The 25,028-nt window shown below is 70.4% G+C and carries 21 protein-coding genes, 1 tRNA gene and 1 pseudogene; 22 read left to right on the forward strand and 1 reads right to left on the reverse strand.

Annotation, left to right across the window (positions count from 1 at the left end):
• Positions 1 to 145: 145 nt before the first annotated feature.
• Positions 146 to 1,000: a nuclease-related domain-containing protein gene (locus ACH4LD_RS27760; RefSeq protein WP_398056049.1), complete on the forward strand. Its 855-nt coding sequence runs from the start codon at positions 146 to 148 to the stop codon at positions 998 to 1,000.
• 276 nt (positions 1,001 to 1,276) lie between these two features.
• On the opposite strand, the gene ACH4LD_RS27765 is transcribed toward ACH4LD_RS27760, so the two are convergent.
• Positions 1,277 to 1,348: transfer RNA gene (locus ACH4LD_RS27765), tRNA-Arg, on the reverse strand.
• A 165-nt stretch (positions 1,349 to 1,513) separates the two neighbouring features.
• Between ACH4LD_RS27765 and ACH4LD_RS27770 the strand changes: the two are divergent.
• The 21 genes and pseudogenes from ACH4LD_RS27770 to atpA all read left to right on the forward strand — a co-directional run.
• Positions 1,514 to 1,984: pseudogene (locus tag ACH4LD_RS27770) on the forward strand (response regulator); the annotation flags it as partial.
• 374 nt (positions 1,985 to 2,358) lie between these two features.
• Positions 2,359 to 3,789: an ArgS-related anticodon-binding protein NrtL gene (nrtL, locus tag ACH4LD_RS27775; protein ID WP_398056047.1), complete on the forward strand. Its 1,431-nt coding sequence runs from the start codon at positions 2,359 to 2,361 to the stop codon at positions 3,787 to 3,789.
• 53 nt (positions 3,790 to 3,842) lie between these two features.
• Positions 3,843 to 5,234, forward strand: a complete 1,392-nt coding sequence (gene lysA, locus ACH4LD_RS27780; RefSeq protein WP_132788651.1) for a diaminopimelate decarboxylase — start codon at positions 3,843 to 3,845, stop codon at positions 5,232 to 5,234.
• Between the two features lie 159 nt (positions 5,235 to 5,393).
• Positions 5,394 to 6,683 carry a homoserine dehydrogenase gene (locus ACH4LD_RS27785; RefSeq protein WP_103812673.1) on the forward strand — a complete coding sequence of 430 codons (1,290 nt, stop codon included), beginning with the start codon at positions 5,394 to 5,396 and terminating at the stop codon, positions 6,681 to 6,683.
• Positions 6,684 to 6,689: 6 nt separating this feature from the next.
• Positions 6,690 to 7,748 carry a threonine synthase gene (gene thrC, locus ACH4LD_RS27790; RefSeq protein WP_103812593.1) on the forward strand — a complete coding sequence of 353 codons (1,059 nt, stop codon included), beginning with the start codon at positions 6,690 to 6,692 and terminating at the stop codon, positions 7,746 to 7,748.
• A 546-nt stretch (positions 7,749 to 8,294) separates the two neighbouring features.
• Positions 8,295 to 9,212 (forward strand): homoserine kinase, encoded by a 918-nt coding sequence (thrB, locus tag ACH4LD_RS27795; protein ID WP_398056046.1) that lies wholly within the window; start codon positions 8,295 to 8,297, stop codon positions 9,210 to 9,212.
• A gap of 403 nt (positions 9,213 to 9,615) precedes the next feature.
• Entirely contained in the window at positions 9,616 to 11,622 is a 2,007-nt protein-coding gene (gene rho / locus ACH4LD_RS27800) for a transcription termination factor Rho (RefSeq protein WP_398056044.1), read from the forward strand.
• A gap of 354 nt (positions 11,623 to 11,976) precedes the next feature.
• Complete coding sequence (locus tag ACH4LD_RS27805) at positions 11,977 to 13,110, forward strand: LCP family protein (protein ID WP_398056043.1); 1,134 nt, start codon at positions 11,977 to 11,979, stop codon at positions 13,108 to 13,110.
• Between the two features lie 228 nt (positions 13,111 to 13,338).
• Positions 13,339 to 13,563, forward strand: a complete 225-nt coding sequence (rpmE, locus tag ACH4LD_RS27810) for a 50S ribosomal protein L31 (protein ID WP_014675000.1) — start codon at positions 13,339 to 13,341, stop codon at positions 13,561 to 13,563.
• A gap of 105 nt (positions 13,564 to 13,668) precedes the next feature.
• A complete protein-coding gene (prfA, locus tag ACH4LD_RS27815) occupies positions 13,669 to 14,736 on the forward strand; it encodes a peptide chain release factor 1 (protein ID WP_398056042.1) in 1,068 nt (355 codons plus the stop codon).
• A gap of 45 nt (positions 14,737 to 14,781) precedes the next feature.
• Entirely contained in the window at positions 14,782 to 15,627 is an 846-nt protein-coding gene (prmC, locus tag ACH4LD_RS27820) for a peptide chain release factor N(5)-glutamine methyltransferase (protein ID WP_030656095.1), read from the forward strand.
• Positions 15,628 to 15,679: 52 nt separating this feature from the next.
• The gene (locus ACH4LD_RS27825) at positions 15,680 to 16,327 is read left to right on the forward strand and encodes an L-threonylcarbamoyladenylate synthase (protein ID WP_132788657.1); all 648 of its coding nucleotides are present in this window, start codon (positions 15,680 to 15,682) and stop codon (positions 16,325 to 16,327) included.
• Complete coding sequence (locus ACH4LD_RS27830; RefSeq protein ID WP_103812599.1) at positions 16,324 to 17,001, forward strand: protein-tyrosine-phosphatase; 678 nt, start codon at positions 16,324 to 16,326, stop codon at positions 16,999 to 17,001. Before ACH4LD_RS27825 ends, ACH4LD_RS27830 begins: the two co-directional genes overlap by 4 nt.
• 84 nt (positions 17,002 to 17,085) lie before the next feature.
• A complete protein-coding gene (gene glyA, locus ACH4LD_RS27835) occupies positions 17,086 to 18,324 on the forward strand; it encodes a serine hydroxymethyltransferase (protein ID WP_398056041.1) in 1,239 nt (412 codons plus the stop codon).
• Between the two features lie 128 nt (positions 18,325 to 18,452).
• Entirely contained in the window at positions 18,453 to 19,778 is a 1,326-nt protein-coding gene (locus ACH4LD_RS27840) for an MraY family glycosyltransferase (RefSeq protein ID WP_132788659.1), read from the forward strand.
• Positions 19,779 to 20,078: 300 nt separating this feature from the next.
• On the forward strand, positions 20,079 to 20,516 hold the full coding sequence (locus ACH4LD_RS27845) for a hypothetical protein (RefSeq protein WP_014675007.1): 438 nt from the start codon (positions 20,079 to 20,081) through the stop codon (positions 20,514 to 20,516).
• Positions 20,517 to 20,789: 273 nt separating this feature from the next.
• Positions 20,790 to 21,560, forward strand: a complete 771-nt coding sequence (gene atpB / locus ACH4LD_RS27850; protein ID WP_171152797.1) for a F0F1 ATP synthase subunit A — start codon at positions 20,790 to 20,792, stop codon at positions 21,558 to 21,560.
• 77 nt (positions 21,561 to 21,637) lie between these two features.
• A complete protein-coding gene (gene atpE / locus ACH4LD_RS27855) occupies positions 21,638 to 21,883 on the forward strand; it encodes an ATP synthase F0 subunit C (protein ID WP_059130009.1) in 246 nt (81 codons plus the stop codon).
• A gap of 39 nt (positions 21,884 to 21,922) precedes the next feature.
• Entirely contained in the window at positions 21,923 to 22,474 is a 552-nt protein-coding gene (locus ACH4LD_RS27860) for a F0F1 ATP synthase subunit B (RefSeq protein ID WP_398056040.1), read from the forward strand.
• Positions 22,471 to 23,286 (forward strand): F0F1 ATP synthase subunit delta, encoded by an 816-nt coding sequence (locus ACH4LD_RS27865; protein ID WP_132788660.1) that lies wholly within the window; start codon positions 22,471 to 22,473, stop codon positions 23,284 to 23,286. Before ACH4LD_RS27860 ends, ACH4LD_RS27865 begins: the two co-directional genes overlap by 4 nt.
• A gap of 132 nt (positions 23,287 to 23,418) precedes the next feature.
• A complete protein-coding gene (atpA, locus tag ACH4LD_RS27870; RefSeq protein WP_103812605.1) occupies positions 23,419 to 25,011 on the forward strand; it encodes a F0F1 ATP synthase subunit alpha in 1,593 nt (530 codons plus the stop codon).
• Positions 25,012 to 25,028: the final 17 nt, after the last annotated feature.

Below are 25,028 nucleotides of genomic sequence, written 5' to 3' on the forward strand. Positions count from 1 at the left end.
CCTCCCGCGTTTTGACCCTACCTGCGCCGATGCGTCGTTCGGAAAGGGCGAGTTGAGTCGAGCTGCGTACCCTGCGGTCTTGTGGCCTCGTCTCGCTTGCTGCTGGCATATCTGCAACGTCAACGCGGGAGCACAGGGGGGCCTTGTGGAACTGCACGTCACGCGCTGGAAGCGGTACGGGCGTGATCGTCTGTACGCCAACCTGCCTGATGGGACCGCGGTCGGTTGGGTGGACGTCATGACGGGGGACATCACGGTCTTGCGGGCTGAGTGCCGCGACGACGTGATCGCCGTGCTCACGAAGCACTTACAGAACCTCACCGAGCCTGTCTCACCAGACAGGGCCCCGGAGGCTCAGGTGCGTCCGATGCTGCCGCCTTTGACGCCGACCGACGACCTGGCCATCAACCCTCCCGGGAAGTCCATACGTGATCTGCTCGATGAATCCGGCCCGGGGCTAATGGGGCGAGTCGTCTCACGGCTTCTGCGGCGGCCCTCGGAATGGGACCCCTGGCGAAAGGGACTGGCGGGGGAGCGCCGAGTGGGAGCCGAGCTCAACCGCTTGGGGCGCCACGGCTGGCGCGTCCTGCACTCCATCCCCTTGGCCAACAAGGTGGATATCGATCACTTACTGATCGGGCCTGGTGGAGTGTTCACCATCAATACGAAGCACCACTACAAGCGGGCCGTATGGGTCGGGGACGATTCGGTGAAAGTCGATCACGGGAAACCGGCGCCCTACGCACGCAAGAGCCGGGCAGAGGCCAAGCGGGTCGCCCGAGTGCTTGAGCGCTATTGCGACTTCCCGGTACCGGTGGAGCCGGTGCTCGTCTTCGTCGGCGTCACCGAGTTGAAAGTGGTCGCCACACAGCTCGACGTCCGGGTGTACCAGGAGCGCCAGGTATCGGCACTTGCTCCGCTCTCAGGCGTTCTCACGGCCGACCAGGTGGAGCAGGTGTATAGCGTTGCTCGTCATCGTCAGGCGTGGGCTCAGGCCTGAGTTGGTGGCCGCGGTGAGGTGTCGGCAGCACTCCTGGTTTGGCCGTCGGCCGCCCCTGCTGCGTGACGATTCCGTGCCGGGCGGGGGCGCCTGGTGTCGGTGCGGGCTTCGCCGTTTCCTGGACTTCACCTGCGGCAATGCTCCAAGATCCCGTCCACGCCTCGTCCACAGACCCCGGCATACGGCCGCTCCGAGCCGCACACGCCTGCACATACGCGAAGACCCCGGCCTCAGCGTTTCCGCTGGTGACGGGGTCTTTGGGCACCTAATCCAAGGTGCCCCCGGCAGGATTCGAACCTGCGCACACGGCTCCGGAGGCCGTTGCTCTATCCCCTGAGCTACGGGGGCGTGTCGGGCGCTGGGCTTTCGCTTGCGGCGACGGGTAGAACATTAGCAGGTCCGGCGGGGTGATCAGGAACCCGTTTCCCCGGGTCGGGGTCGGCGGGTCCCCTGTACGGGGTGGAAGTGGGGAAAACCCGGACGCGGTGGCCGGTCCGGACCTACTCTCGACTTGTGCCAGGCGCTTCGGGTCGGGTGCTTGTTGTGGACGACAACAAGGTCATCCGGCAGCTGATCAGGGTCAACCTCGAACTGGAAGGGCTAGAGGTCGTGACCGCGGCCGATGGTGCCGAGTGTCTGGACGTGGTGCACGAAGTGCGGCCCGACGTCGTGACGCTCGACGTCGTCATGCCCCGGCTCGACGGGCTCCGCACCGCCGCCCGCCTCCGGGCCGATCCCCGTACGCACCATCTGCCCCTCGCCATCATCAGCGCGTGTTCGCAGTACGAGGTCGAGACCGGCCTCGATGTCGGCGTTGACGCCTTCCTCGCCAAGCCCTTCGAGCCCGCCGAGCTGGTACGGCTCGTGAAGCAGCTCATGCAGCGGCGGATCGGGTCTGGGGGGCCTGGGGGCCTTGTGGGATCTGGGGGGCCTGGGAGGCCCGGGAGGTCTGGGGGCTCCGGGGGAGATCCCAGCGGGGGAGGTCCCAGTGAGGGAAGCCCCGGTGAGGGAGGTCCCGGTGGCGGAGAACAGGGCGGGGGTGGTGAGGGAGAGTTCGATTGTGATGGGGGCTCTCCTGCCCATGGAGCCGGTCCCGCTCCCGAACTCCCCTCCGCGGTGCTCGACGGTCCCGGCTCGCGGGACGGCGGTCTCTCCGACGGTGTGCCGGGTGGGATGTCCTTCGGAGGGTAGGCCGGGCCGGGGGGTAGGGAGGACAACCGGCCAGGGGCGACCGGCTGCGGGCCGACCGGGCGGGGGCAACCCGGCAGGGCGAACGGCTGCGGGTCGACCGGGCAGGGGCGGTCGGCTAGAGACAACCGCCTCGCGTACCCACCCCCCTCCTCCCCTACGCTTGTCCCGTGACCCCCGTCGAGCTCTCCCGCACCGTGTTGCACGCGGTGCGTCGTGCTGTCGATGACGGGGAGCTGAGTGTGACCGTGCCCGAGCGGGCCGTGGTGACCGAGCCGGGGCCCGGGGGATGCGGGGACTTCGCCACCACCATCGCGCTCCAGCTCGCGCGGCCGGCCGGGCTGCCGGGGCTGCGGGTCGCCGAGATCCTGCGCGCCCGGCTCGCCGAGGCCGAGGGCGTCCGGGACGTCGTCGTCACCGGGCGCGGGTTCCTCAACATCTGCCTCGACGAGCAGGTCGATCCCGTCGCCGGGCTGGTCCGGGAGATCCGGGAGAAGGGCACCCGGTACGGCTACGGGGACGCCCTCGCCGGGCAGGTCGTCGAGCTGCGCGTGCCGTACGAGGTGCGCGCCGAGGTCGTCGCCGACGCCGTCGTACGCCTCGTGGCCACCCAGGGCGGGCGCGCCACCGTCGAGCACGGCGAGCCCGTCAATCTGCGGCCCGTGCCCGCGCCGGAGGACCCCGCCCCGCTCGGGCCCGACGCCGCCCGGTGGGCCCTCCTCCACCCCGCCCCGCACGACCGGCCCCGGATCACCGCCGATCACCTGATCCAGCGGGAGAGCAATCCGCTGTTCCGCGTGCGGTACGCCCACGCCCGCATCCGTGCCCTCAGCCGCAACGCCGCCCGCCTCGGCTTCCGCGCCGAGCCCGGCCCGGTCGGACTCGGCGCGCCTCCCGGTGCCGGGCCGCTCGGCATCCGTGGGCGGGGTGGCGGACGCCGTCCGGGGGCTTCCACGGAGGCTGCCGGCGACCCCTTCGGGATCTCCGCGAGCGCCGGTGGGCGCAGCTTTCTGGGAGCCCTCACGCAGGCCGATGCCGATGCCGACGCCTTCGCCGCCCCTGCGAACGCCGACACCTGCCTCCCCGCACTGGGAGCCCTCGCGCACGCCGATGCCGGCCCCTTCGCCGCTCCTGCGAACGCCGACACCTGCCTCCCCGCTCTGGGATCCCCCGCGCACGCCGAAGCCGGCCCCCTCGCCACCCGCGCGAAGGCCAACGCCGACCTCCTTCCTCCGGAGAACGCCGGCCCGGCCCCCCTCACCCCCGTGAACCCCGGCACCGACTCCCTCGCGGTCCCCACCACCGCCGGCGACGCCGAACGCACCCCCACCGTCGCCACCCCCACCCCCCTCCTGGCCCCCCTGGCCGCCCACCCCCGCATTCTCGCCGTGGCCGCCACCCGTCGTGCCCCGGACCGGCTTGCCCGGCATCTCGTCACCGTCGCCGATGCCGTGCTGCCTCTGCTGCCTTGCGTGCTTCCCGTCGGCGAGGAGAAACCCTCGGCCGCCCACCGCGCCCGGCTGGCCCTCGCCGAAGCTGCCGGGACGGTGCTGGCCGGCGGCCTGGCCCTGCTCGGCATCGACGCACCCGAACACCTCTGAGGCGCGCGAGCAGATGCGCCCCGGAGAGAGACAGAGAGTCTGAGAGTCACGTCATGAGCCGTTCCGCCCACCCCGCCGGGCCCCGCCACGCCGACGTCCTGCCCGAGGGGCACTACTCCGCGCCGCCCGCCGACCTCAACGTCCTGGACCAGAAGGTGTGGGCCCAGACCGTCACGCGCGGCGACGACGGCGTGGTCACCGTCGGCGGGATTCCGGTCAGCCGGCTCGCCGAGGAGTTCGGCACCCCCGCCTACGTCCTCGACGAGGCCGACTTCCGGTCCCGCGCGCGTGCCTGGCGTACCGCTTTCGGACCGGACGCCGACGTCTTCTACGCCGGGAAGGCGTTCCTCTCCCGGGCCGTCGTGCGGTGGCTGAACGAGGAGGGTCTCAACCTGGACGTCTGTTCCGGTGGCGAGCTGGCCACCGCGCTGTCCGCCGGGATGCCCGCCGAGCGCATCGCCTTCCACGGCAACAACAAGTCCGTCGCGGAGATCACCCGGGCCGTCGAGGCCGGTGTCGGGCGGATCGTGCTCGACTCCTTCCAGGAGATCGTGCGGGTCGCCCACATCGCCCAGGAGCTGGGCACCCGCCAGCGCGTCCAGATCCGGATCACCGTGGGAGTGGAGGCGCACACCCACGAGTTCATCGCCACCGCCCACGAGGACCAGAAGTTCGGGATCCCGCTCGCCGGGGGGCAGGCCGCCGAGGCCGTACGGCGGGCCCTCCAGCTCGACGGGCTGGAGCTGATCGGGATCCACTCCCACATCGGGTCGCAGATCTTCGACATGTCGGGCTTCGAGGTCGCCGCCCATCGTGTCGTCGGCCTGCTGAAGGACATCCGGGACGAGCACGGGGTCGAGCTGCCGGAGATCGACCTGGGGGGCGGGCTCGGGATCGCCTACACCAGTGACGACGATCCCCGGGAGCCGCACGAGATCGCCAAGGCGCTCTCCGAGATCGTCACGCGGGAGTGCGAGGCCGCCCGGCTGCGCACGCCCCGGATCTCCGTCGAGCCCGGGCGCGCCATCGTCGGCCCGACCGCCTTCACGCTGTACGAGGTCGGGACCGTCAAGCCGCTCGACGGGCTGCGCACGTACGTCTCCGTCGACGGCGGCATGTCGGACAACATCCGGACCGCGCTGTACGACGCCGAGTACAGCGTCGCCCTCGTGTCCCGCGCGTCCGACGCCGAGCCGATGCTCGCCCGGGTCGTCGGCAAGCACTGCGAGAGCGGGGACATCGTGGTCAAGGACGCGTTCCTGCCCTCGGACCTGGCGCCGGGCGACCTGATCGCCGTACCGGCCACGGGCGCGTACTGCCGGTCCATGGCCAGCAACTACAACCACGTGCTGCGGCCGCCCGTCGTCGCCGTGCGGGACGGCGAGGCGCGGGTGATCGTCCGCCGGGAGACGGAGGAGGACCTCCTGCGTCTCGACGTCGGGTGACCCGGACGGCCGCCCCGGGGGAGGGGCCGGAAGATCTGCGGTCTCGCCGTCCCGTACAAATGAAATAGATGTCTCACGATCCGGACGAAGGGTAGAAACTCCCGTCCGGTGAGTGAGACTGGTCCAACCGTAGACGGTAAGAGGAAACGAGGTCGGATGATGCGTACGCGTCCGCTGAAGGTGGCGCTGCTGGGCTGTGGAGTGGTCGGCTCAGAGGTGGCGCGCATCATGACGACGCACGCCGACGACCTCGCCGCGAGGATCGGGGCGCCCGTGGAGCTCGCGGGCGTCGCCGTACGGCGGCCCGCCAAGGTACGTGAGGGCATCGACCCCTCCCTCGTCACCACCGACGCCACCGCCCTCGTCAAACGCGGCGACATCGACGTCGTGGTCGAGGTCATCGGCGGGATCGAGCCCGCCCGGTCCCTGATCACCACCGCCTTCGAGCACGGCGCCTCCGTCGTCTCCGCCAACAAGGCCCTGCTCGCCCAGGACGGGACCGCGCTGCACGCCGCCGCGGAGGCGCACGGCCGCGACCTCTACTACGAGGCCGCCGTCGCCGGTGCCATCCCGCTGATCCGGCCGCTGCGCGAGTCACTCGCCGGTGACAAGGTCAACCGCGTGCTCGGCATCGTCAACGGCACCACCAACTTCATCCTCGACAAGATGGACTCGACCGGCGCCGGGTACCAGGAGGCCCTGGACGAGGCCACCGCGCTGGGGTACGCCGAGGCCGACCCGACCGCCGACGTCGAGGGCTTCGACGCCGCCGCCAAGGCCGCCATCCTCGCCGGGATCGCCTTCCACACGCGCGTGCGCCTCGACGACGTCTACCGCGAGGGCATGACCGAGGTCACCGCCGCCGACTTCCGCTCCGCCAAGGAGATGGGCTGCACGATCAAGCTGCTCGCCATCTGCGAGCGGTCCGCGGACGGTACGGCCGTCACCGCGCGCGTGCACCCCGCGATGATCCCGCTCAGCCACCCGCTCGCCTCGGTGCGCGGCGCGTACAACGCCGTCTTCGTGGAGAGCGACGCCGCTGGGCAGCTGATGTTCTACGGCCCGGGCGCCGGCGGTTCGCCCACCGCCTCGGCCGTGCTCGGCGACCTGGTCGCCGTCTGCCGCAACCGGCTGAACGGCGCCACCGGGCCGGGCGAGTCGGCGTACGCCGACCTGACCGTCTCCCCGATGGGGGACGTCGTCACCCGGTACCACATCAGCCTCGACGTGGCCGACAAACCGGGCGTGCTCGCCCAGGTCGCCACCGTCTTCGCCGAGCACGGCGTGTCGATCGACACGGTTCGGCAGCAGGGCAAGGACGGCGAGGCCTCCCTCGTCGTCGTCACCCACCGGGCCTCCGACGCCTCCCTCTCCGGGACCGTCGAGGCACTGCGCAAGCTCGACACCGTGCGGGGTGTCGCCAGCATCATGCGGGTTGAAGGAGAGTAACCAGCAATGACCCACCAGTGGCGCGGAATCATCGAGGAGTACCGGGACAGGCTGCCGGTATCCGACACCACGCCGGTCGTGACGCTCCGTGAGGGCGGCACGCCCCTCGTGCCCGCGCAGGTGCTCTCCGAGCGCACGGGCTGTGAGGTCCACCTGAAGGTGGAGGGGGCCAACCCCACCGGGTCCTTCAAGGACCGCGGTATGACCATGGCCATCAGCAAGGCGAAGGAGGAGGGGGCGAAGGCCGTCATCTGCGCCTCCACGGGCAACACGTCCGCCTCCGCCGCCGCGTACGCCGTGCGGGCCGGGATGGTCTCCGCCGTGCTCGTGCCGCAGGGGAAGATCGCCCTCGGCAAGATGGGCCAGGCCCTCGTGCACGGCGCGAAGATCCTCCAGGTCGACGGCAACTTCGACGACTGCCTCACCCTGGCGCGCGCACTGAGCGAGAACTACCCCGTGGCGCTGGTGAATTCGGTCAACCCGGTGCGTATCGAGGGCCAGAAGACGGCTGCCTTCGAGATCGTGGACATGCTCGGCGACGCGCCCGACATCCACGTCCTGCCGGTCGGCAACGCGGGCAACATCACGGCCTACTGGAAGGGTTACAAGGAGTACGCCGCCGACGGCATCTCCGGCAGGACCCCCCGTATGTGGGGTTTCCAGGCGTCCGGCAGTGCCCCGATCGTGCGGGGCGAGGTCGTCAAGGACCCGTCGACCATCGCCACCGCCATCCGCATCGGCAACCCCGCGTCGTGGAGTTACGCGCTGGCCGCGCGGGACGAGTCCGGCGGTGCCATCGACGAGGTGACGGACCGTGAGATCCTGCGCGCCTACCGCCTGTTGGCCGCGCAGGAGGGCGTCTTCGTGGAGCCCGCCTCCGCCGCCTCCGTGGCCGGTCTGCTCAAGGCCGCCGAGCAGGGCAAGGTGGACCCGGGCCAGCGCATCGTGTGCACCGTCACCGGCAACGGCCTGAAGGACCCCGACTGGGCCGTCGCCGGCGCCCCGCAGCCGGTCACCGTCCCGGTCGACGCGGCCACCGCGGCCGAGCGCCTCGGCCTGGCCTGAGTCGGTCTGGCCTGAGTGGGTCTGGTCTGAGTCGGTCTGGCCTGAGCGCCGGGAGCCGGATCCCTGACCGGAGCCGGAACCCGGACCGGGGCCGGGGCTCGCGGGCTCGGGTGCGCGAGCCGAGCGCGAAGGCAGCTGAGCCCGGGCGCCGAGGCTCCTGAGCCCCAGTTGCACAGGCGCCCGGGCCCAGCGCGCCGGCGCCCGAGCCCGAGCACCGGCGCCTAGGCTCCAGCCGCACCGCACCGCACCGCACCGCACCGGCCCGAGCGCCGGCGCCCGAGCCCGGGTGCCGACTCCGGGCGCTCCGGGTCCGGGGCGGTCCGGGACCTCCCTGACAGGGGGCACAGGGGGCTTACGACACGCATCGTGCGCCTCCTGTGCGCCCTATGTCGCCACAGAACCTTCCTTCGATAGGCTGTAGTGAACCCCGCCCGTGGCACATGCCCTCGCACATGGGCGATGCCGCGCCGGCCGCGCGGCCTGAGGGTCTCCCGTACGTATCGAATGTCTTCGACAGTCACGCAGCTCAAGGAGAGTCAACGAGCGATGGCCGGTCCAGCGTTCCGCGCCGCCGCCGTCCGGGTGCGCGTTCCCGCCACCAGCGCCAACCTCGGTCCGGGCTTCGACGCCCTGGGCCTCGCGCTGGGGCTGTACGACGACGTCGTCGTCCGGGTGGCCGACTCCGGGCTGCACATCGACATCGCGGGAGAGGGCAGCGAGACCCTGCCGCGGGACGAGAGCCACCTCCTCGTCCGTTCCCTGCGTACCGCCTTCGACCTGCTGGGCGGGCAGCCCCGGGGCCTGGAGATCGTCTGCGCCAACCGCATCCCGCACGGCCGGGGCCTCGGCTCCTCCTCCGCCGCCATCTGCGCCGGAATCGTCGCGGCCCGCGCGGTGACCATAGGCGGCGAGGCCCGCCTGGACGACGCGGCGCTGCTGGAGCTGGCCACCGAGATGGAGGGCCACCCGGACAACGTGGCCGCCTGTCTGCTCGGCGGCTTCACCCTGTCCTGGATGGAGGCCGGCGCCGCCCGGGCCATCAGGATGGAGCCGCACCGTTCCATCGTTCCGGTGGTTTTCGTGCCAGGGAAGCCGGTCCTGACCGAGACCGCGCGCGGCCTGCTCCCGCGCTCCGTACCGCACGTCGACGCCGCCGCCAACGCGGGCCGCGCCGCCCTGCTCGTCGAGGCCCTGACCAGGCGCCCCGAGCTGCTGCTGCCCGCCACCGAGGACCGTCTGCACCAGGAGTACCGCGCGCCGGCCATGCCGGAGAGCGCCGCGCTGGTGGAGCGGCTGCGGGCCGACGGCATCCCGGCCGTCATCTCGGGCGCCGGGCCCACCGTCATGGCGCTGGCCGACGCCGAGAGCGCCGACAAGGTCTCTCACCTCGCGGGTGAGGGATGGGCCGCCAACCGGCTGGACCTGGACGTCCAGGGAGCGAGCGTGCTGCCGCTTGCGACCTGACACACGGTTGCCGGATTTGGAGAGGGGGAATGTTTGTTGGATCCGGTAGTGTTAACCTCAAGTCTGCACCCGACCCCACCATGGCGAGGTGCCTCGTGTCCCCGTCCGGGACAGACATTCTTCCGGGAGCCTCCCGCGCCACTCCGTGTTCCTTGCGTCGTACCTGGGCAGTACGTCGTATGCGAGCACTGAGCGGGCCGCCGGGCACGCTTCGGAATCGGTGCTACCACGCCACGTGACACTGGGTGCCACGGCTCGCGGAAGCGCCATCACCGCACATTTCTTCCGCCGCTTTGGCGGACCACCGCCCCGGCACGGTTCACAGAAGACAGGACCGTAGCCGGACAGCACAACCGGTCGCCGAGCCAGACAGGCCGACGTCCGCTCCAGGGAAGGACCCTTCGTGAGCGACACCACCGATCTGATGGGCGCACGTGTCGAGGAGACCGCTGCCGCGCCCGCCACGGACGCCTCCGCGCCTGCCACCGGTGCCGGCTCCCGGCGGCGCCGCGGTACCGGCCTTGAGGGCATGGTGCTGGCCGAGCTGCAGCAGGTCGCCTCGGGCCTCGGGATCAGGGGCACCGCGCGGATGCGCAAGAGCCAGCTGATCGAGGTCATCAAGGAGGCGCAGGCCGCCGGGGGTGCCCCCGCCGCCAAGGCCGACACCGCCGCCGAGACCAAGCCGAAGCGCCGGGCCACCTCCAAGGCCCGCACCGGCGAGTCCGCCGAGAACGGCGAGAGCACGGCGAAGAAGGCCGAGGCCAAGAGCGAGGTCCCCGCCGAGAAGGCCGTGGCCCAGCAGCAGATCGAGATCCCCGGCCAGCCGGCCTCCGACGACGCCCCGGCAGAGCGCCGTCGCCGCCGCGCCACCGCAGAGACGGGCAGCCCGGCCGCGGGCGGCGCCGAGGCCGTAGCCGCCGAGGCCAGGAGCGAGTCCAGGGCCGAGACGCCCGCGCAGCAGCAGTCGCAGCCGCAGGGCGAGGCCAAGGGCGACGCCGACGGCGACGGCCGTGGCCGCCGGGACCGCCGCGAGCGCGGCCGGGACCGCGACCGCCGCAACAAGGGCGACGACCAGCAGGGCCAGGGCGGCGGCCGCCAGGACCGGCAGCAGCAGGGCCAGCATCAGGGCGGCGGCCGGCAGGACCGCAACACCGGTCCGCAGGACGACGACGACTTCGAGGGCGGCCGTCGCGGCCGTCGTGGCCGCTACCGCGACCGCCGGGGCCGCCGTGGCCGCGACGAGATCGCCGAGCCGCAGGTCGCCGAGGACGACGTCCTGATCCCCGTCGCGGGCATCCTGGACATCCTCGACAACTACGCCTTCATCCGGACCTCCGGCTACCTGCCCGGCCCGAACGACGTGTACGTCTCCCTCGCCCAGGTCCGCAAGAACGGCCTGCGCAAGGGTGACCACATCACCGGTGCCGTCCGCCAGCCGAAGGAGGGCGAGCGCCGCGAGAAGTTCAACGCGCTGGTCCGGCTGGACTCCGTCAACGGCATGGCGCCCGAACACGGCCGTGGCCGCCCGGAGTTCAACAAGCTGACCCCGCTCTACCCGCAGGACCGGCTCCGCCTGGAGACCGATCCGGGTGTGCTCACCACCCGCATCATCGACCTGGTCTCGCCGATCGGTAAGGGCCAGCGCGGTCTGATCGTGGCCCCGCCGAAGACCGGCAAGACCATGATCATGCAGGCGATCGCCAACGCGATCACGCACAACAACCCCGAGTGCCACCTGATGGTCGTCCTCGTCGATGAGCGTCCGGAAGAGGTCACCGACATGCAGCGGTCGGTCAAGGGCGAGGTCATCTCCTCGACCTTCGACCGTCCGGCCGAGGACCACACCACGGTTGCCGAGCTGGCCATCGAGCGCGCCAAGCGCCTGGTCGAGCTGGGCCACGACGTGGTCGTGCTGCTCGACTCGATCACGCGTCTGGGCCGCGCCTACAACCTGGCGGCGCCCGCCTCCGGCCGCATCCTGTCCGGTGGTGTCGACTCGACCGCGCTCTACCCGCCGAAGCGGTTCTTCGGTGCGGCGCGCAACATCGAGGACGGCGGCTCGCTGACCATCCTGGCCACGGCCCTCGTGGACACCGGCTCCCGCATGGACGAGGTGATCTTCGAGGAGTTCAAGGGCACCGGCAACATGGAGCTGAAGCTCGACCGGAAGCTCGCCGACAAGCGCATCTTCCCGGCGGTGGACGTGGACGCGTCCGGTACCCGCAAGGAAGAGATCCTGCTCGGCAACGAGGAGCTGGCCATCGTCTGGAAGCTCCGCCGCGTCCTGCACGCGCTGGACCAGCAGCAGGCGATCGAGCTGCTTCTCGACAAGATGAAGCAGACCAAGTCGAACGTCGAGTTCCTGATGCAGATCCAGAAGACGACGCCGGCGCCCGGCAACGGCGACTGACGGTCCGTCCCAGGCAACAGAACACAAGCCCGCCCCGTCCACGGTGACGGGGCGGGCTTCTGCCGTTCGGACTTCCGGCACAAAGGGACGCAAGGGAGATCTTTGCCACAGGGGCCCCGGTGGGCACCGGATTCCGGGCGGATGACCTTCTGGCCTGAATGCGCAGGTGAGCGCAGTGCTCCCGCACCGAATGACTACACAGCGTGCTCATCGCCGTACGCGGTGGGCACTGTGCGTCGTGCAACCCTTTCCCGAGTTTCTCCGTCTGACCGGGCGGAGCGACGATGGAGCGGTGACGACCGCGCCTGACCCTGACCGCAGGGGGTAACCGACCACACGAGACCTAGGAGCGAAGTGGCCGCCGAGAGTACGCCTCAGCCCGCCATATCCGAGCCGGGCACGACCTCGCGCCGCCGGGGCAAGGGCCGCCGCCGCAAGGCGCCCAGCGCGGGACGCAAGGCCCTGCGCGCGACCGCCTGGACGGCGGCCGGCGTGGTGGTGCTGGGCGGGACCGGCGCCGCCTACGTGTACTTCAAGCTCAACGGCAACCTCCACAGCGTCGACATCAACCAGGCCCTCGGCACCGACCGGCCCTCGAAGGTCGACAACGGCTCCGAGAACATCCTGGTCCTCGGCTCGGACACCCGCTCCGGCAAGAACAAGAAGCTCGGCGGCGGCACGGACGACGGCAGCGCCCGCTCCGACACGGCGATGATCATCCACGTGTACGAGGGCCACAAGAAGGCCAGCGTGGTCTCCATCCCCCGGGACACCCTGGTGGACCGCCCCCGGTGCACCGACACCAAGGGCACCACCCACCCCGCCGCGTCCGGCGTGATGTTCAACGAGGCGTACTCCACCGGCGGCGCGGCCTGCGCGGTCAAGACCGTCGAGTCCATCACCGGCATCCGCATGGACCACTACCTGGAAGTCGACTTCGAGGGCTTCCAGAAGCTCATCGACGACCTCGGCGGGGTCCGGGTCACCACCACCAAGGACATCGACGACCAGCAGAGCCACCTGAGACTCAAGGCCGGCACCCACACCCTGAACGGTGAGCAGGCCCTCGGCCTGGTCCGCACCCGGCACGGCGTGGGCGACGGCTCCGACCTGGGCCGCATCCAGCTCCAGCAGGCGTTCATCAAGGCCCTGATCGACCAGGTCAAGCACGTCGGCGTCCTCACGAACCCGAAGAAGCTGTACGACCTCGCCGACACCGCCACCAAGGCCGTCACCACCGACTCCGACCTCGGCTCGGTGAACTCCCTGATCGACTTCGCCGACGGCCTGAAGGGCATCAGCTCGTCCCACATGAAGATGGTGACGATGCCGGTCCAGTACGACCCGGCCAACCCCAACCGCGTCCTCCTGGCCAAGACCAAGGCCCAACTGGTCTGGAACGCCCTGAAGAACGACAGACCGATCCCGAAGTCGGCCACGGAGGGCACGGCAACGGGTGAGGCCAAGGGCGTCGTCAGCGCCGGTTAGGGACACGGGGAACCGCGCGGACGACCCACGACGACCCGCGGCCGCACACGGTGGCCGAGCGGCTCCTCCCTGGGGCGGACCCACCGCTCACCCGAGCCGGAATAGAACAACCGCACCCCCGGTTTTGGGGGATGGCCCCAGTCCTGGCAGACTGGTACGTCGGCTCCGGTTCACGCCTCCGCATCCCGCGGCAGCGACCCGGCGCCCTCCCGAAACCTAGGAGACACCTTGAAGCGCGACATCCACCCCGCGTACGTCGAGACGCAGGTCAGCTGCACCTGCGGCGCGTCGTTCACCACCCGCAGCACCATCGAGTCCGGCACCATCCGGGCCGAGGTCTGCTCCGAGTGCCACCCGTTCTACACGGGCAAGCAGAAGATCCTCGACACCGGTGGCCGTGTGGCCCGCTTCGAGGCCCGCTTCGGCAAGGCTGCCGCCGGCTCCAAGAAGTAGCGAGCCCCATTTCGCCGGTCCACGGTCACGCCCTCGCGGGGGTGTGCCCGGGACCGGCGTTTTTGGTCGCCCGCCCTTCCCACCACCGCAGTACAGGAGCCCAAGATGTTCGAGGCCGTCGAGGAACTCGTCGCCGAGCACGCCGAGCTGGAGAAGAAGCTCGCCGATCCGTCGGTCCACGCCGACCAGGGGAACGCGCGCAAGCTGAACAAGCGCTACGCCGAGCTCACCCCGATCGTCGCCACGTACCGCTCCTGGAAGCAGAACGGCGACGACATCGAGACCGCGCGCGAGCTGGCCGCCGACGACCCCGACTTCGCCGCCGAGGTCAAGGACCTGGAGAAGCAGCGCGAGGAGCTCACCGAGAAGCTGCGCCTGCTGCTGGTCCCGCGCGACCCCAGTGACGACAAGGACGTCATCCTGGAGATCAAGGCGGGCGCCGGCGGTGACGAGTCGGCGCTGTTCGCGGGCGACCTGCTGCGCATGTACCTGCGGTACGCCGAGCGCATCGGCTGGAAGACCGAGATCATCGACGCCACCGAGTCCGAGCTGGGCGGCTACAAGGACGTCCAGGTCGCGGTGAAGGCCCGCGGGCAGATCGAGCCCGGCCAGGGCGTGTGGGCCCGGCTGAAGTACGAGGGCGGGGTGCACCGCGTGCAGCGGGTCCCGGCCACCGAGTCCCAGGGCCGTATCCACACCTCCGCCGCCGGTGTCCTCGTGACCCCCGAGGCCGAGGAGGTCGACGTGGAGATCAACCCCAACGACCTCCGCATCGACGTGTACCGGTCCTCCGGCCCGGGCGGCCAGTCCGTCAACACCACCGACTCCGCCGTGCGCATCACGCACATCCCGACCGGAGTCGTCGCCTCCTGCCAGAACGAGAAGAGCCAGTTGCAGAACAAGGAGCAGGCGATGCGTATCCTGCGGTCCAGGCTGCTCGCCATGGCGCAGGAGGAGGCGGAGAGGGAGGCCGCCGACGCCCGCCGCAGCCAGGTCCGCACCGTCGACCGCTCCGAGAAGATCCGCACCTACAACTTCCCGGAGAACCGCATCTCGGACCACCGCGTCGGCTTCAAGGCGTACAACCTGGACCAGGTCCTGGACGGCGACCTCGACGCCGTCATCCAGGCCTGTGTCGACGCCGACTCGGCGGCGAAGCTCGCCGCCGCCTGAGAGCCGTACGCACGCACGAGCACGAGTACGACACGGAGGACTCGCGTGAACCTGCTGCTCGCGGAGGTGGCCCAGGCCACCCAGCGGCTGGCCGACGCCGGCGTGCCCTCGCCGCGCACCGACGCGGAGGAGCTGGCCGCGTTCGTGCACGGTGTGAAGCGCGGCGAACTGCACTCCGTGAAGGACGCCGACTTCGACGCCCGGTACTGGGAGGTCATCGCCCGGCGCGAGCAGCGCGAGCCGCTCCAGCACATCACCGGGCGGGCCTACTTCCGGTACCTGGAGCTCCAGGTCGGGCCCGGGGTGTTCGTGCCCAGGCCGGAGACCGAGTCGGTGGTCGGCTGGGCCATAGACGCCGTGCGTGCCATGGACGTGGTCGAGCCGTGCATCGTCGACCTGTGCACCGGCTCCGGCGCCATCGCGCTCGCCCTCGCCCAGGAGGTCCCGCGCTCGCGCGTGCACGCCGTGGAGCTGTCCGAGGACGCCCTGGTGTGGACCCGCAAGAACATGGCCGGCTCCCGCGTCGACCTGCGCCAGGGCGACGCGCTGACCGCCTTCCCGGACCTGGACGGCCAGGTCGACCTGGTCATCTCCAACCCGCCGTACATCCCGCTCACCGAGTGGGAGTACGTCGCCCCGGAGGCCCGTGACTACGACCCGGAGATGGCGTTGTTCTCCGGCGAGGACGGCCTGGACCTCATCCGGGGCATCGAACGCACCGCGCACCGGCTGCTGCGCCCGGGCGGCGTCGTCGTGATCGAGCACGCCGACACCCAGGGCGGGCAGGTGCCGTGGATCTTCACCGAGGAGCGGGGCTGGGCCGACGCGGCCGATCACCCCGACCTCAACAACCGCCCGCGGTTCGCCACCGCCCGCAAGGCGCTGCCGTGAGCACCCCCCAGTTCTCAACCCCGCAGTACGTGTACGAGGAGGCCAGCTAGACATGGCACGGCGATACGACACCAACGACGCGACCGACCGTGTGACGGGTCTGCGCGAGGCCGCGTCCGCCGTCCGCCGGGGCGAGCTGGTGGTCCTGCCGACCGACACGGTGTACGGCATCGGCGCCGACGCGTTCTCCTCGGAGGCCGTCGCCGACCTGCTCGCCGCCAAGGGCCGGGGCCGCAACATGCCCACCCCCGTCCTCATCGGCTCCCCGAACACCCTGCACGGCCTCGTCACGGACTTCTCCGAGCTGGCCTGGGAGCTGGTCGACGCGTTCTGGCCGGGCGCCCTCACGCTCGTCGCCAAGCACCAGCCGTCCCTCCAGTGGGACCTCGGCGACACCCGCGGCACGGTCGCCGTCCGCATGCCGCTGCACCCGGTCGCCATCGAACTGCTCACCGAGGTCGGCCCGATGGCCGTCTCCTCGGCGAACCTCACCGGCCACCCGGCGCCGGAGAACTGCGACGCCGCGCAGGAGATGCTCGGCGACTCCGTCTCCGTCTACCTCGACGGCGGGCCCACCCCGGGCAACGTGCCGTCGTCCATCGTGGACGTCTCGCGCGAGGTGCCGGTGCTGCTGCGCGCGGGCGCGCTCTCCGCGGAGGAGCTGCGCAAGGTCGTACCCGACCTTGAGGTGGCGAATTGACGGCCCCTGAAGCGGGGCGCGGCATAGGCGGCGGGGGCTACAGCGCGGAGGAGACGACGACGTTCGGGTTCCCCCGCGACACCTTCCGCATCCTCCACGTCAGCACCGGCAACGTGTGCCGCTCGCCCATCACCGAGCGGCTGACCCGCCACTTCGTCGCGGAGCGGCTCGGCGTACTCGGCGGCGGGCTGATCGTGGAGAGCGCCGGCACCTGGGGCCACGAGGGCGCGCCCATGGAGTCCCACGCGGAGACCGTGCTGGCCGAGTTCGGGGCGGACGCCTCCGGTTTCGTCGGCCGGGAGCTGCTGGACGAGCACGTGATCAGGGCGGACCTGGTGCTGACCGCCACCCGCGACCACCGCGCCCAGGTCATCTCCATGGGCCATTCGGCGGGCCTGCGCACCTTCACCCTGAAGGAGTTCACCCGCCTGGTCCGGGCGATAGATCCGGCCACCCTGCCGCCCCTGGAGGACGGCGTGGTCATGCGGGCCCGGGCGCTGGTGCGCGCGGCGGCGGCGCTGCGCGGCTGGCTGCTCGCCCCGACCGCCGAGGCCGACGAGGTGTACGACCCGTACGGCGCCCCGCTCACCTTCTTCCGGTCGATCGGCGACGAGATACGGGACGCTCTGGACCCGGTGGTGACGGCGCTGACCGGGGTTCCGGCACGGATGTAGGGCGCGCGGCCGCAATACCGGGCGACCCGCACCTGCGCGGCCTACATTGGGGATACGTCACCGCCGACCGCCCGGGAGCCCGCCATGTCGGTCACCCATTCCCTTGAGACCGACGTCCTGCGCCGGCAGGACCCCGCCATGGCCGAGATCCTCCTGGCCGAGCTGGAGCGGCAGTCGACCACACTCCAGCTGATCGCCGCCGAGAACTTCTGCTCGCCGGCCGTGCTCGCCGCCCTCGGCTCCGCGCTCGCCAACAAGTACGCCGAGGGCTACCCCGGTGCCCGGCACCACGGCGGCTGCGAGCTCGTCGACGTCGCCGAACGCGCGGCCATCGACCGGGCCAAGGCGCTGTTCGGCGCCGAGCACGCCAACGTCCAGTCCCACTCCGGTTCCTCGGCCGTCCTGGCCGCCTACGCGGCCCTGCTGCGCCCCGGTGACACCGTCCTCGCCCTCGGCCTGCCCTACGGCGGACACCTCACCCACGGCTCCCCGGCGAACTTCTCGGGCCGCTGGTTCGACTTCGTCGGCTACGGCGTCGACGCCGAGACCGGGCTGATCGATCACGACCAGGTGCGCCACCTCGCCCGCAACCACCGGCCCAAGGCGATCGTGTGCGGTTCCATCGCCTACCCCCGGCACATCGACTACGCCTTCTTCCGTGAGGTCGCCGACGAGGTCGGGGCCTATCTGATCGCCGACGCGGCGCATCCGATCGGCCTGGTGGCCGGGGGAGCGGCGCCGAATCCGGTGCCGTACGCGGACATCGTGTGCGCGACCACCCACAAGGTGCTGCGCGGTCCGCGCGGCGGGATGATCCTGTGCGGCGCGGAGCTGGCCGAGCGCGTGGACCGGGCCGTCTTCCCCTTCACCCAGAGCGGCGCCCAGATGCACACCATCGCCGCCAAGGCCGTGGCGTTCGGCGAGGCGGCGACCCCGGCGTTCACCGTGTACGCCCACCAGGTGGTCGCCAACGCGCGTGTGCTGGCCGGTCACCTGGCGGCGGAGGGGCTGGTCGTCACCACCGGCGGTACGGACACCCACCTGATCACCGCCGACACCGCCCCGCTCGGCGTGGACGGCCGCACCGCGCGCGGCCGGCTGCTGGCGGCCGGCCTGGTGCTGGACTGCTGCGCGCTGCCGCACGGCGACGGCCGCGGGCTGCGCCTGGGCACGGCCGCGGTGACCACCCAGGGCATGGGCGAGCCGGAGATGGTGCGGATCGCGGCGCTGCTGGCGGGCGTGCTGCGCGGTGAGACGGAGCCGGTCGCGGCGCGGGAGGAGGCGCGCGCGCTCACCGGCCAGTTTCCGCCGTATCCCGGCTGAACCGGGGTAGCCGTCGGGGGTGCACAGCCACTCGTGCAACCATCGTCGCTACCCGGAAGTCCTCATCCATATGCGTCCGTCGCTAGGGTGTGGGGCTGTGATGGCCAGCGAGACCTGTGGGGAAGCCCGTGCGTGAATACCTCCTGACGCTCTGCATCACGGCTGCGGTGACGTACCTCCTGACGGGACCGGTACGGAAGTTCGCGATCGTGGCCGGGGCGATGCCGGAGATCCGTGCCCGGGACGTGCACCGGGAACCCACTCCGCGCCTCGGCGGTATCGCGATGTTCTTCGGGCTGTGCGCGGGGCTGCTGGTCGCCGACCACCTGACCAACCTCAACGAGGTGTTCGCGAAGTCCAACGAGCCGCGGGCCCTGCTCTCCGGCGCGGCCCTGATCTGGCTGATCGGCGTCCTGGACGACAAGTTCGAGATCGACGCGCTGATCAAGCTGGGCGGCCAGATGATCGCCGCGGGCGTGATGGTCATGCAGGGTCTGACGATCCTGTGGCTGCCCATCCCGGGCGTCGGCAACGTGGCCCTGACCCAGTGGCAGGGCACGCTGCTGACGGTCGCCCTGGTGGTCATCACGATCAACGCGGTGAACTTCGTGGACGGCCTGGACGGTCTCGCAGCCGGCATGGTGTGCATCGCGGCGGGCGCGTTCTTCCTGTACGCCTACCGGATCTGGTACTCGTACGGCATCGAGGCCGCCGCCCCCGGCACGCTGTTCGCGGCGATCCTGATGGGCATGTGTCTGGGCTTCCTGCCGCACAACATGCACCCGGCGCGGATCTTCATGGGCGACTCGGGGTCGATGCTCATCGGCCTGGTGCTGTCGGCCGGCGCGATCTCGATCACCGGCCAGGTGGACCCGGACGCGCTGAACCTGTACGCGGGATCGGAGAAGGCGGCGGTCCACCAGACGGTCCCGGTGTACATCCCGCTGCTGCTGCCGCTGACGATCATCGCCGTACCGGCCGCCGACCTGGTGCTGGCGATCGTGCGCCGCACCTGGCGCGGCCAGTCGCCGTTCGCCGCCGACCGCGGCCATCTGCACCACCGTCTGCTGGAGATCGGCCACTCGCACAGCCGGGCCGTGCTGATCATGTACTTCTGGTCGGCGCTGATCGGCTTCGGGGCGCTGGCGTACTCGGTCAACTCGGCGTCGATGTGGATCGTGCTGGGCGTGGTCTTCCTGAGCGCGGTCGGTCTGGTCCTGCTGCTGCTCCCGCGCTTCACCCCGCGCGTGCCGGTGTGGGCCCAGCGGTTCGTGCCGCCGCGGTACCGGAGGCGGCGCCGGGCTCCCGAGGCCACCGCGGCGGCGGAGGCCGCCACCGCGACGGAAGCGGAGGCTCCGGACGGCGAGGAGCGGACCCCGGTCACGGCCGGTGTCTCCGGTGTCAACGGGGCTACCGCGATCGGCGCCAGGTCACGATTCCTCGATCGCCGTTGACGGCCAAGGTAAGAATCTGACTAGAGCATTGCCAACTCGTGGGGGAGCAAAGGCCCCTAATACCAGACAAGTGGGCGCGGTTTTTGCACAGACGCGCACTGTCACTCTCATGTGTGACAGCGAGCACACCCACCAGGTAAAGACCTCATCAAATAGTTTGTGATACGGTTCACGAGAACCCCGGATAGAACCGAAGGACCCGAGTGCGACGGTCCATTGGTGTGAGGTCTCGATCACTCAGCCCGGGACTACGCTCGTCCATGACGACACCCTGCCCCCTGTGAAAGCGGAGTTGCCGCCATGCCGTCCAATGACGTCCGGAACCTTGCGCAGATCGCTGTGCCCACAGCGGCTGCCGGCGTGATCGCCGTCGCCGTGAGCGCCGCGGTCGCGGGGGGCAAGGGCGCGCTCGGCGCGGTCGTCGGCACGGTGCTGGCCATCCTGTTCATGGGAATCGGCCTCTACGTGCTGCAGTGGACGGCAAAAACGCTCCCGCAGCTCTTCCAGGCGATGGGGCTGCTGCTCTACGTCGCCCAGCTGCTGCTCCTCCTGATCTTCGTCGCCGTCTTCAAGGACACCTCACTCTTCAACGCGAAGACGTTCGCCGTGTCGCTCGTCGTCGCGACCGTCGTGTGGATGGCCGCGCAGGCACGCGCGCACATGAAGGCCAAGATCTTCTACATCGACCCGGACTCCGCGAAGAGTGAGAAGCCCGAGAAGACAGGGCGGAAGCCGTGAGGGGTAGGGGCGGGATAAAGGCTTGTGAGATCTCCTGCTATCGTCCGGTGCCAACTGCGGCATCGCGGGCGCGGGCATCTGAGCTGACGCCTGCTCGATCGCGAGGCTCGATGCCCCCCAGCCGCCCCCACATCCGTAACACCAGTCCGGTGCCGATCCGCGGCCGTGTGCCGCGCCGACACAACGAGGTTGCCGAACCCATGCGTCACGCCGAAGGAGCCCGCGGTGAGTGCTGACCAGACCCAGCTCGCCTTTGACTGGAGTTGTCGGGTCATGTCCGACAACGGGTGCGGCTTCCCGGCCCCGGGCCTGCAGTCCTTCCTGTTCAAGCCGCTCGTCACGGTCGGGGGCTTCGAGTTCAACAAGGTGATGCTGCTCGCGCTCGTCACCACCGTGCTGATCGTCGCCTTCTTCTGGGCCGCCTTCGGCAAGGCCAAGGTCATCCCGGGCAAGCTCCAGATGGTCGGCGAGGCCGGTTACGACTTCGTGCGCCGCGGCATCGTGTACGAGACGCTCGGCAAGCGCGCGGGCGAGAAGTACGTCCCGCTCATGGTCTCGCTGTTCTTCTTCATCTGGATCATGAACGTCTGGTCCGTGATCCCGCTGGCCCAGTTCCCGGTGTCCTCGGTCATCGCCTTCCCGGCGGTGCTCGCCGCGATCGTCTACCTCACCTGGGTCGTGCTGACCTTCAAGAAGCACGGCTTCGTCGGCTTCTTCAAGAACGTCACGGGCTATGACAAGTCGCTCGGTGCCGTTCTGCCGCTGGTCATGGTCATCGAGTTTTTCTCGAACCTGCTGGTCCGCCCGTTCACGCACGCGGTGCGACTCTTCGCCAACATGTTCGCCGGCCACCTGATGCTGGTGATGTTCACCGTCGCCTCCTGGTACCTGCTGAACAGCTGGCTGGTCGTCGGCGCCGGCGTCTCCTTCGTGATGACGATGGCCATGATCTGCTTCGAGCTCTTCGTCCAGGCCGTCCAGGCGTACGTCTTCGTACTGCTGGCCTGCTCCTACATTCAGGGCGCTCTCGCCGAGCACCACTGAGCCGTACCACTCCCGTCAACCCCCAGACGTCCGGTGGCCAACCCCCACCGGTCCAGTAAAGAGAAGGAAGATCCGGCATGTCCGCTCTTGAGACCCTCGCCGCCACCGCTGGTGTCCACGGCTCCGTCGGCTCGATCGGCTACGGCCTCGCGGCCATCGGCCCCGGCATCGGCGTCGGCATCATCTTCGGTAACGGCACCCAGGCCCTGGCCCGCCAGCCCGAGGCCGCGGGTCTGATCCGCGCCAACCAGATCCTGGGCTTCGCCTTCTGTGAGGCGCTCGCCCTCATCGGCATCGTTATGCCGTTCGTGTTCGGTAAGTAATCACCCCTTACCTGACACGAATCGACGAAAGGCACTGATGTGATCGCCAACCTGGCACAGCTGGCGGCCGAGGAGACGGAGCAGAACCCGCTCGTCCCGGCTGGTCCTGAGCTGCTCGTCGGCACCATCGCCTTCGCCATCGTGTTCTTCTTCTTCTGGAAGAAGCTGCTTCCGAACATCAACAAGGTTCTGGAGGAGCGTCGCGCGGCGATCGAAGGCGGCATCGAAGAGGCCGACGCCATGAAGGTCGAGGCCCAGAGCGTCCTTGAGCAGTACAAGGCCCAGCTCGCCGAGGCCCGGCACGAGGCCGCGCGCCTGCGCCAGGAGGCGCAGGAGCAGGGTGCCGCGCTCATCGCCGAGATGCGGGCCGAGGGCCAGCGGCAGCGCGAGGAGATCGTCACCGCCGGCCACGCCCAGATCGAGGCCGACCGCAAGGCCGCCGCGTCCGCGCTGCGTCAGGACGTCGGCAAGCTCGCCACCGAACTGGCCGGCAAGCTCGTCGGCGAGTCCCTTGAGGACCACGCCCGCCAGAGCCGTGTGATCGACCGCTTCCTCGACGAGCTTGAGGAGAAGGCCGAGGCCGCGCGATGAACGGAGCGAGCCGCGAGGCCCTGGCAGCCGCACGTGAGCGTCTCGACGCGCTGACGGACTCCACGTCCGTCGACGCCGCGAAGCTCGCGGACGAGCTGGCGGCCGTCACCGCGCTGCTCGACCGCGAGGCCGGCCTGCGCCGGGTCCTCACCGACCCGGCGCAGCCCGGGGAGGCGAAGGCGCAGCTGGTCCAGCGCCTGATCGGCGGCCAGGTCAGCGGCACCGCCGCCGACCTGGTGTCCGGACTGGCCCGGTCCCGCTGGTCGCAGCCCCGCGACCTGGTGGACGCGCTGGAGGAGCTGGCGAACATCGCCGACCTCACGGCCGCGGAGAAGACCGGCACCCTCGACGACGTCGAGGACGAGCTGTTCCGGTTCGGCCGGATCGTCTCCTCCAACACCCAGCTGCGCGCCGCGCTCACCGACCGTGCCGCCGGCACCTCGGCCAAGACCGAGCTGCTGCACCGGCTCCTGGGCGGACGGGCCAAGCCGGCCACCGAGCGGCTGGTGACGCGCCTCGCGACCGCGCCGCGTGGACGTAGCCTGGAGACGGGACTGGAGTCCCTGTCCAAGCTGGCCGCCGAGCGCCGGAACCGCGTGGTCGCCGTCGTCACCTCGGCGGTGCCGCTGAGCGACGGACAGCGCGAGCGCCTCGGTGCCGCCCTGACCAAGCTCTACGGGCGTCGGATGCACCTCAACCTCGACGTCGACCCCGAGGTCGTCGGCGGGATCCGGGTGCAGGTCGGTGACGAGGTCATCAACGGCTCCATCGCGGACCGGCTGGACGAGGCCGCCCGCCGCATGGCGAGCTAGCAGCAACTCGATATTTCGAGAAGAGCAGTACGTACTTACGGCCCTGGTTGGGCCGTGCAGAGGATTCCTGGGGGTCGCCCCCAGACCCCCAAAGTGAAACTTCGGGCCCAACAAGGAGAGCAGGGAACCCAGATGGCGGAGCTCACGATCCGGCCGGAGGAGATCCGGGACGCGCTGGAGAACTTCGTCCAGTCGTACAAGCCGGACGCGGCCTCGCGCGAGGAGGTCGGTACGGTCACCCTTGCCGGCGACGGCATCGCGAAGGTCGAGGGCCTGCCCTCGGCCATGGCCAACGAACTGCTGAAGTTCGAGGACGGCACCCTCGGCCTCGCGCTGAACCTGGAAGAGCGCGAGATCGGTGCCATCGTCCTCGGTGAGTTCAGCGGCATCGAGGAGGGTCAGCCGGTCACGCGCACCGGTGAGGTCCTCTCCGTGGCGGTCGGCGAGGGCTACCTCGGCCGTGTCGTCGACCCGCTCGGCAACCCGATCGACGGCCTCGGCGAGATCGAGACCGACGGCCGCCGCGCCCTTGAGCTGCAGGCCCCCACGGTCATGCAGCGCAAGTCGGTGCACGAGCCGATGGAGACGGGCTACAAGGCCGTCGACGCGATGACCCCGATCGGCCGTGGTCAGCGTCAGCTGATCATCGGTGACCGCCAGACCGGCAAGACCGCCCTGGCCGTCGACACGATCATCAACCAGCGCGACAACTGGCGCTCGGGCGACCCGAAGAAGCAGGTCCGCTGCATCTACGTCGCCATCGGCCAGAAGGGCTCCACCATCGCCGGCGTGCGCCGCGCGCTGGAGGAGAACGGCGCGCTGGAGTACACGACCATCGTCGCCGCCCCGGCGTCCGACCCGGCCGGCTTCAAGTACCTGGCGCCGTACACCGGTTCGGCCATCGGCCAGCACTGGATGTACCAGGGCAAGCACGTCCTGATCATCTTCGACGACCTGTCGAAGCAGGCCGACGCCTACCGTGCCGTGTCGCTGCTGCTGCGCCGCCCGCCGGGCCGCGAGGCCTACCCGGGTGACGTCTTCTACCTGCACTCCCGGCTGCTGGAGCGCTGCGCCAAGCTCTCCGACGACATGGGTGCCGGTTCGATGACCGGTCTGCCGATCGTCGAGACCAAGGCCAACGACGTCTCGGCGTTCATCCCGACCAACGTCATCTCCATCACCGACGGCCAGTGCTTCCTGGAGTCGGACCTGTTCAACGCCGGTCAGCGTCCCGCGCTGAACGTCGGTATCTCCGTCTCCCGAGTCGGTGGTTCCGCGCAGCACAAGGCGATGCGCCAGGTCTCCGGCCGCCTCCGTGTGGACCTCGCCCAGTTCCGTGAGCTGGAGGCGTTCGCCGCCTTCGGTTCCGACCTGGACGCGGCCTCGAAGGCCCAGCTGGAGCGCGGTCAGCGCATGGTCGAGCTGCTGAAGCAGGACCAGTACCAGCCGATGGCCACCGAGGACCAGGTCGTCTCCGTCTGGGCCGGCACCAACGGCCGCATGGACGACGTGCCGGTCGCCGACATCCGCCGCTTCGAGAAGGAGCTGCTGGACTTCCTGCACCGGAAGCACCAGGGCCTGCTCACCTCCATCCGCGAGGGCGCCAAGATGTCGGACGACACGATCCAGGCGATCGACGACGCCGTGGCGGAGTTCAAGAAGCAGTTCGAGACGAGCGACGGCAAGCTGCTCGGCGAGGACGTTCCTGCCGCTGCCGCCAAGTGACGTAAGGAAGGGACCTG

The organism is Streptomyces sp. NPDC017676, assembly GCF_044329325.1.
Taxonomy (GTDB): Bacteria; Actinomycetota; Actinomycetes; order Streptomycetales; family Streptomycetaceae; genus Streptomyces.

What these genes read in the sequence shown, in the direction of transcription:
- prfA (WP_398056042.1), top strand. Translation starts at nt 13,669, where the DNA reads ATGTTCGAGGCCGTCGAGGAACTCGTCGCCGAGCACGCCGAGCTGGAG.
- atpE (WP_059130009.1), top strand. Translation starts at nt 21,638, where the DNA reads ATGTCCGCTCTTGAGACCCTCGCCGCCACCGCTGGTGTCCACGGCTCC.
- lysA (WP_132788651.1), top strand. Translation starts at nt 3,843, where the DNA reads ATGAGCCGTTCCGCCCACCCCGCCGGGCCCCGCCACGCCGACGTCCTG.
- glyA (WP_398056041.1), top strand. Translation starts at nt 17,086, where the DNA reads ATGTCGGTCACCCATTCCCTTGAGACCGACGTCCTGCGCCGGCAGGAC.
- ACH4LD_RS27845 (WP_014675007.1), top strand. Translation starts at nt 20,079, where the DNA reads ATGCCGTCCAATGACGTCCGGAACCTTGCGCAGATCGCTGTGCCCACA.
- ACH4LD_RS27865 (WP_132788660.1), top strand. Translation starts at nt 22,471, where the DNA reads ATGAACGGAGCGAGCCGCGAGGCCCTGGCAGCCGCACGTGAGCGTCTC.
- ACH4LD_RS27785 (WP_103812673.1), top strand. Translation starts at nt 5,394, where the DNA reads ATGCGTACGCGTCCGCTGAAGGTGGCGCTGCTGGGCTGTGGAGTGGTC.
- atpB (WP_171152797.1), top strand. Translation starts at nt 20,790, where the DNA reads ATGTCCGACAACGGGTGCGGCTTCCCGGCCCCGGGCCTGCAGTCCTTC.
- thrC (WP_103812593.1), top strand. Translation starts at nt 6,690, where the DNA reads ATGACCCACCAGTGGCGCGGAATCATCGAGGAGTACCGGGACAGGCTG.
- thrB (WP_398056046.1), top strand. Translation starts at nt 8,295, where the DNA reads ATGGCCGGTCCAGCGTTCCGCGCCGCCGCCGTCCGGGTGCGCGTTCCC.
- atpA (WP_103812605.1), top strand. Translation starts at nt 23,419, where the DNA reads ATGGCGGAGCTCACGATCCGGCCGGAGGAGATCCGGGACGCGCTGGAG.
- ACH4LD_RS27825 (WP_132788657.1), top strand. Translation starts at nt 15,680, where the DNA reads ATGGCACGGCGATACGACACCAACGACGCGACCGACCGTGTGACGGGT.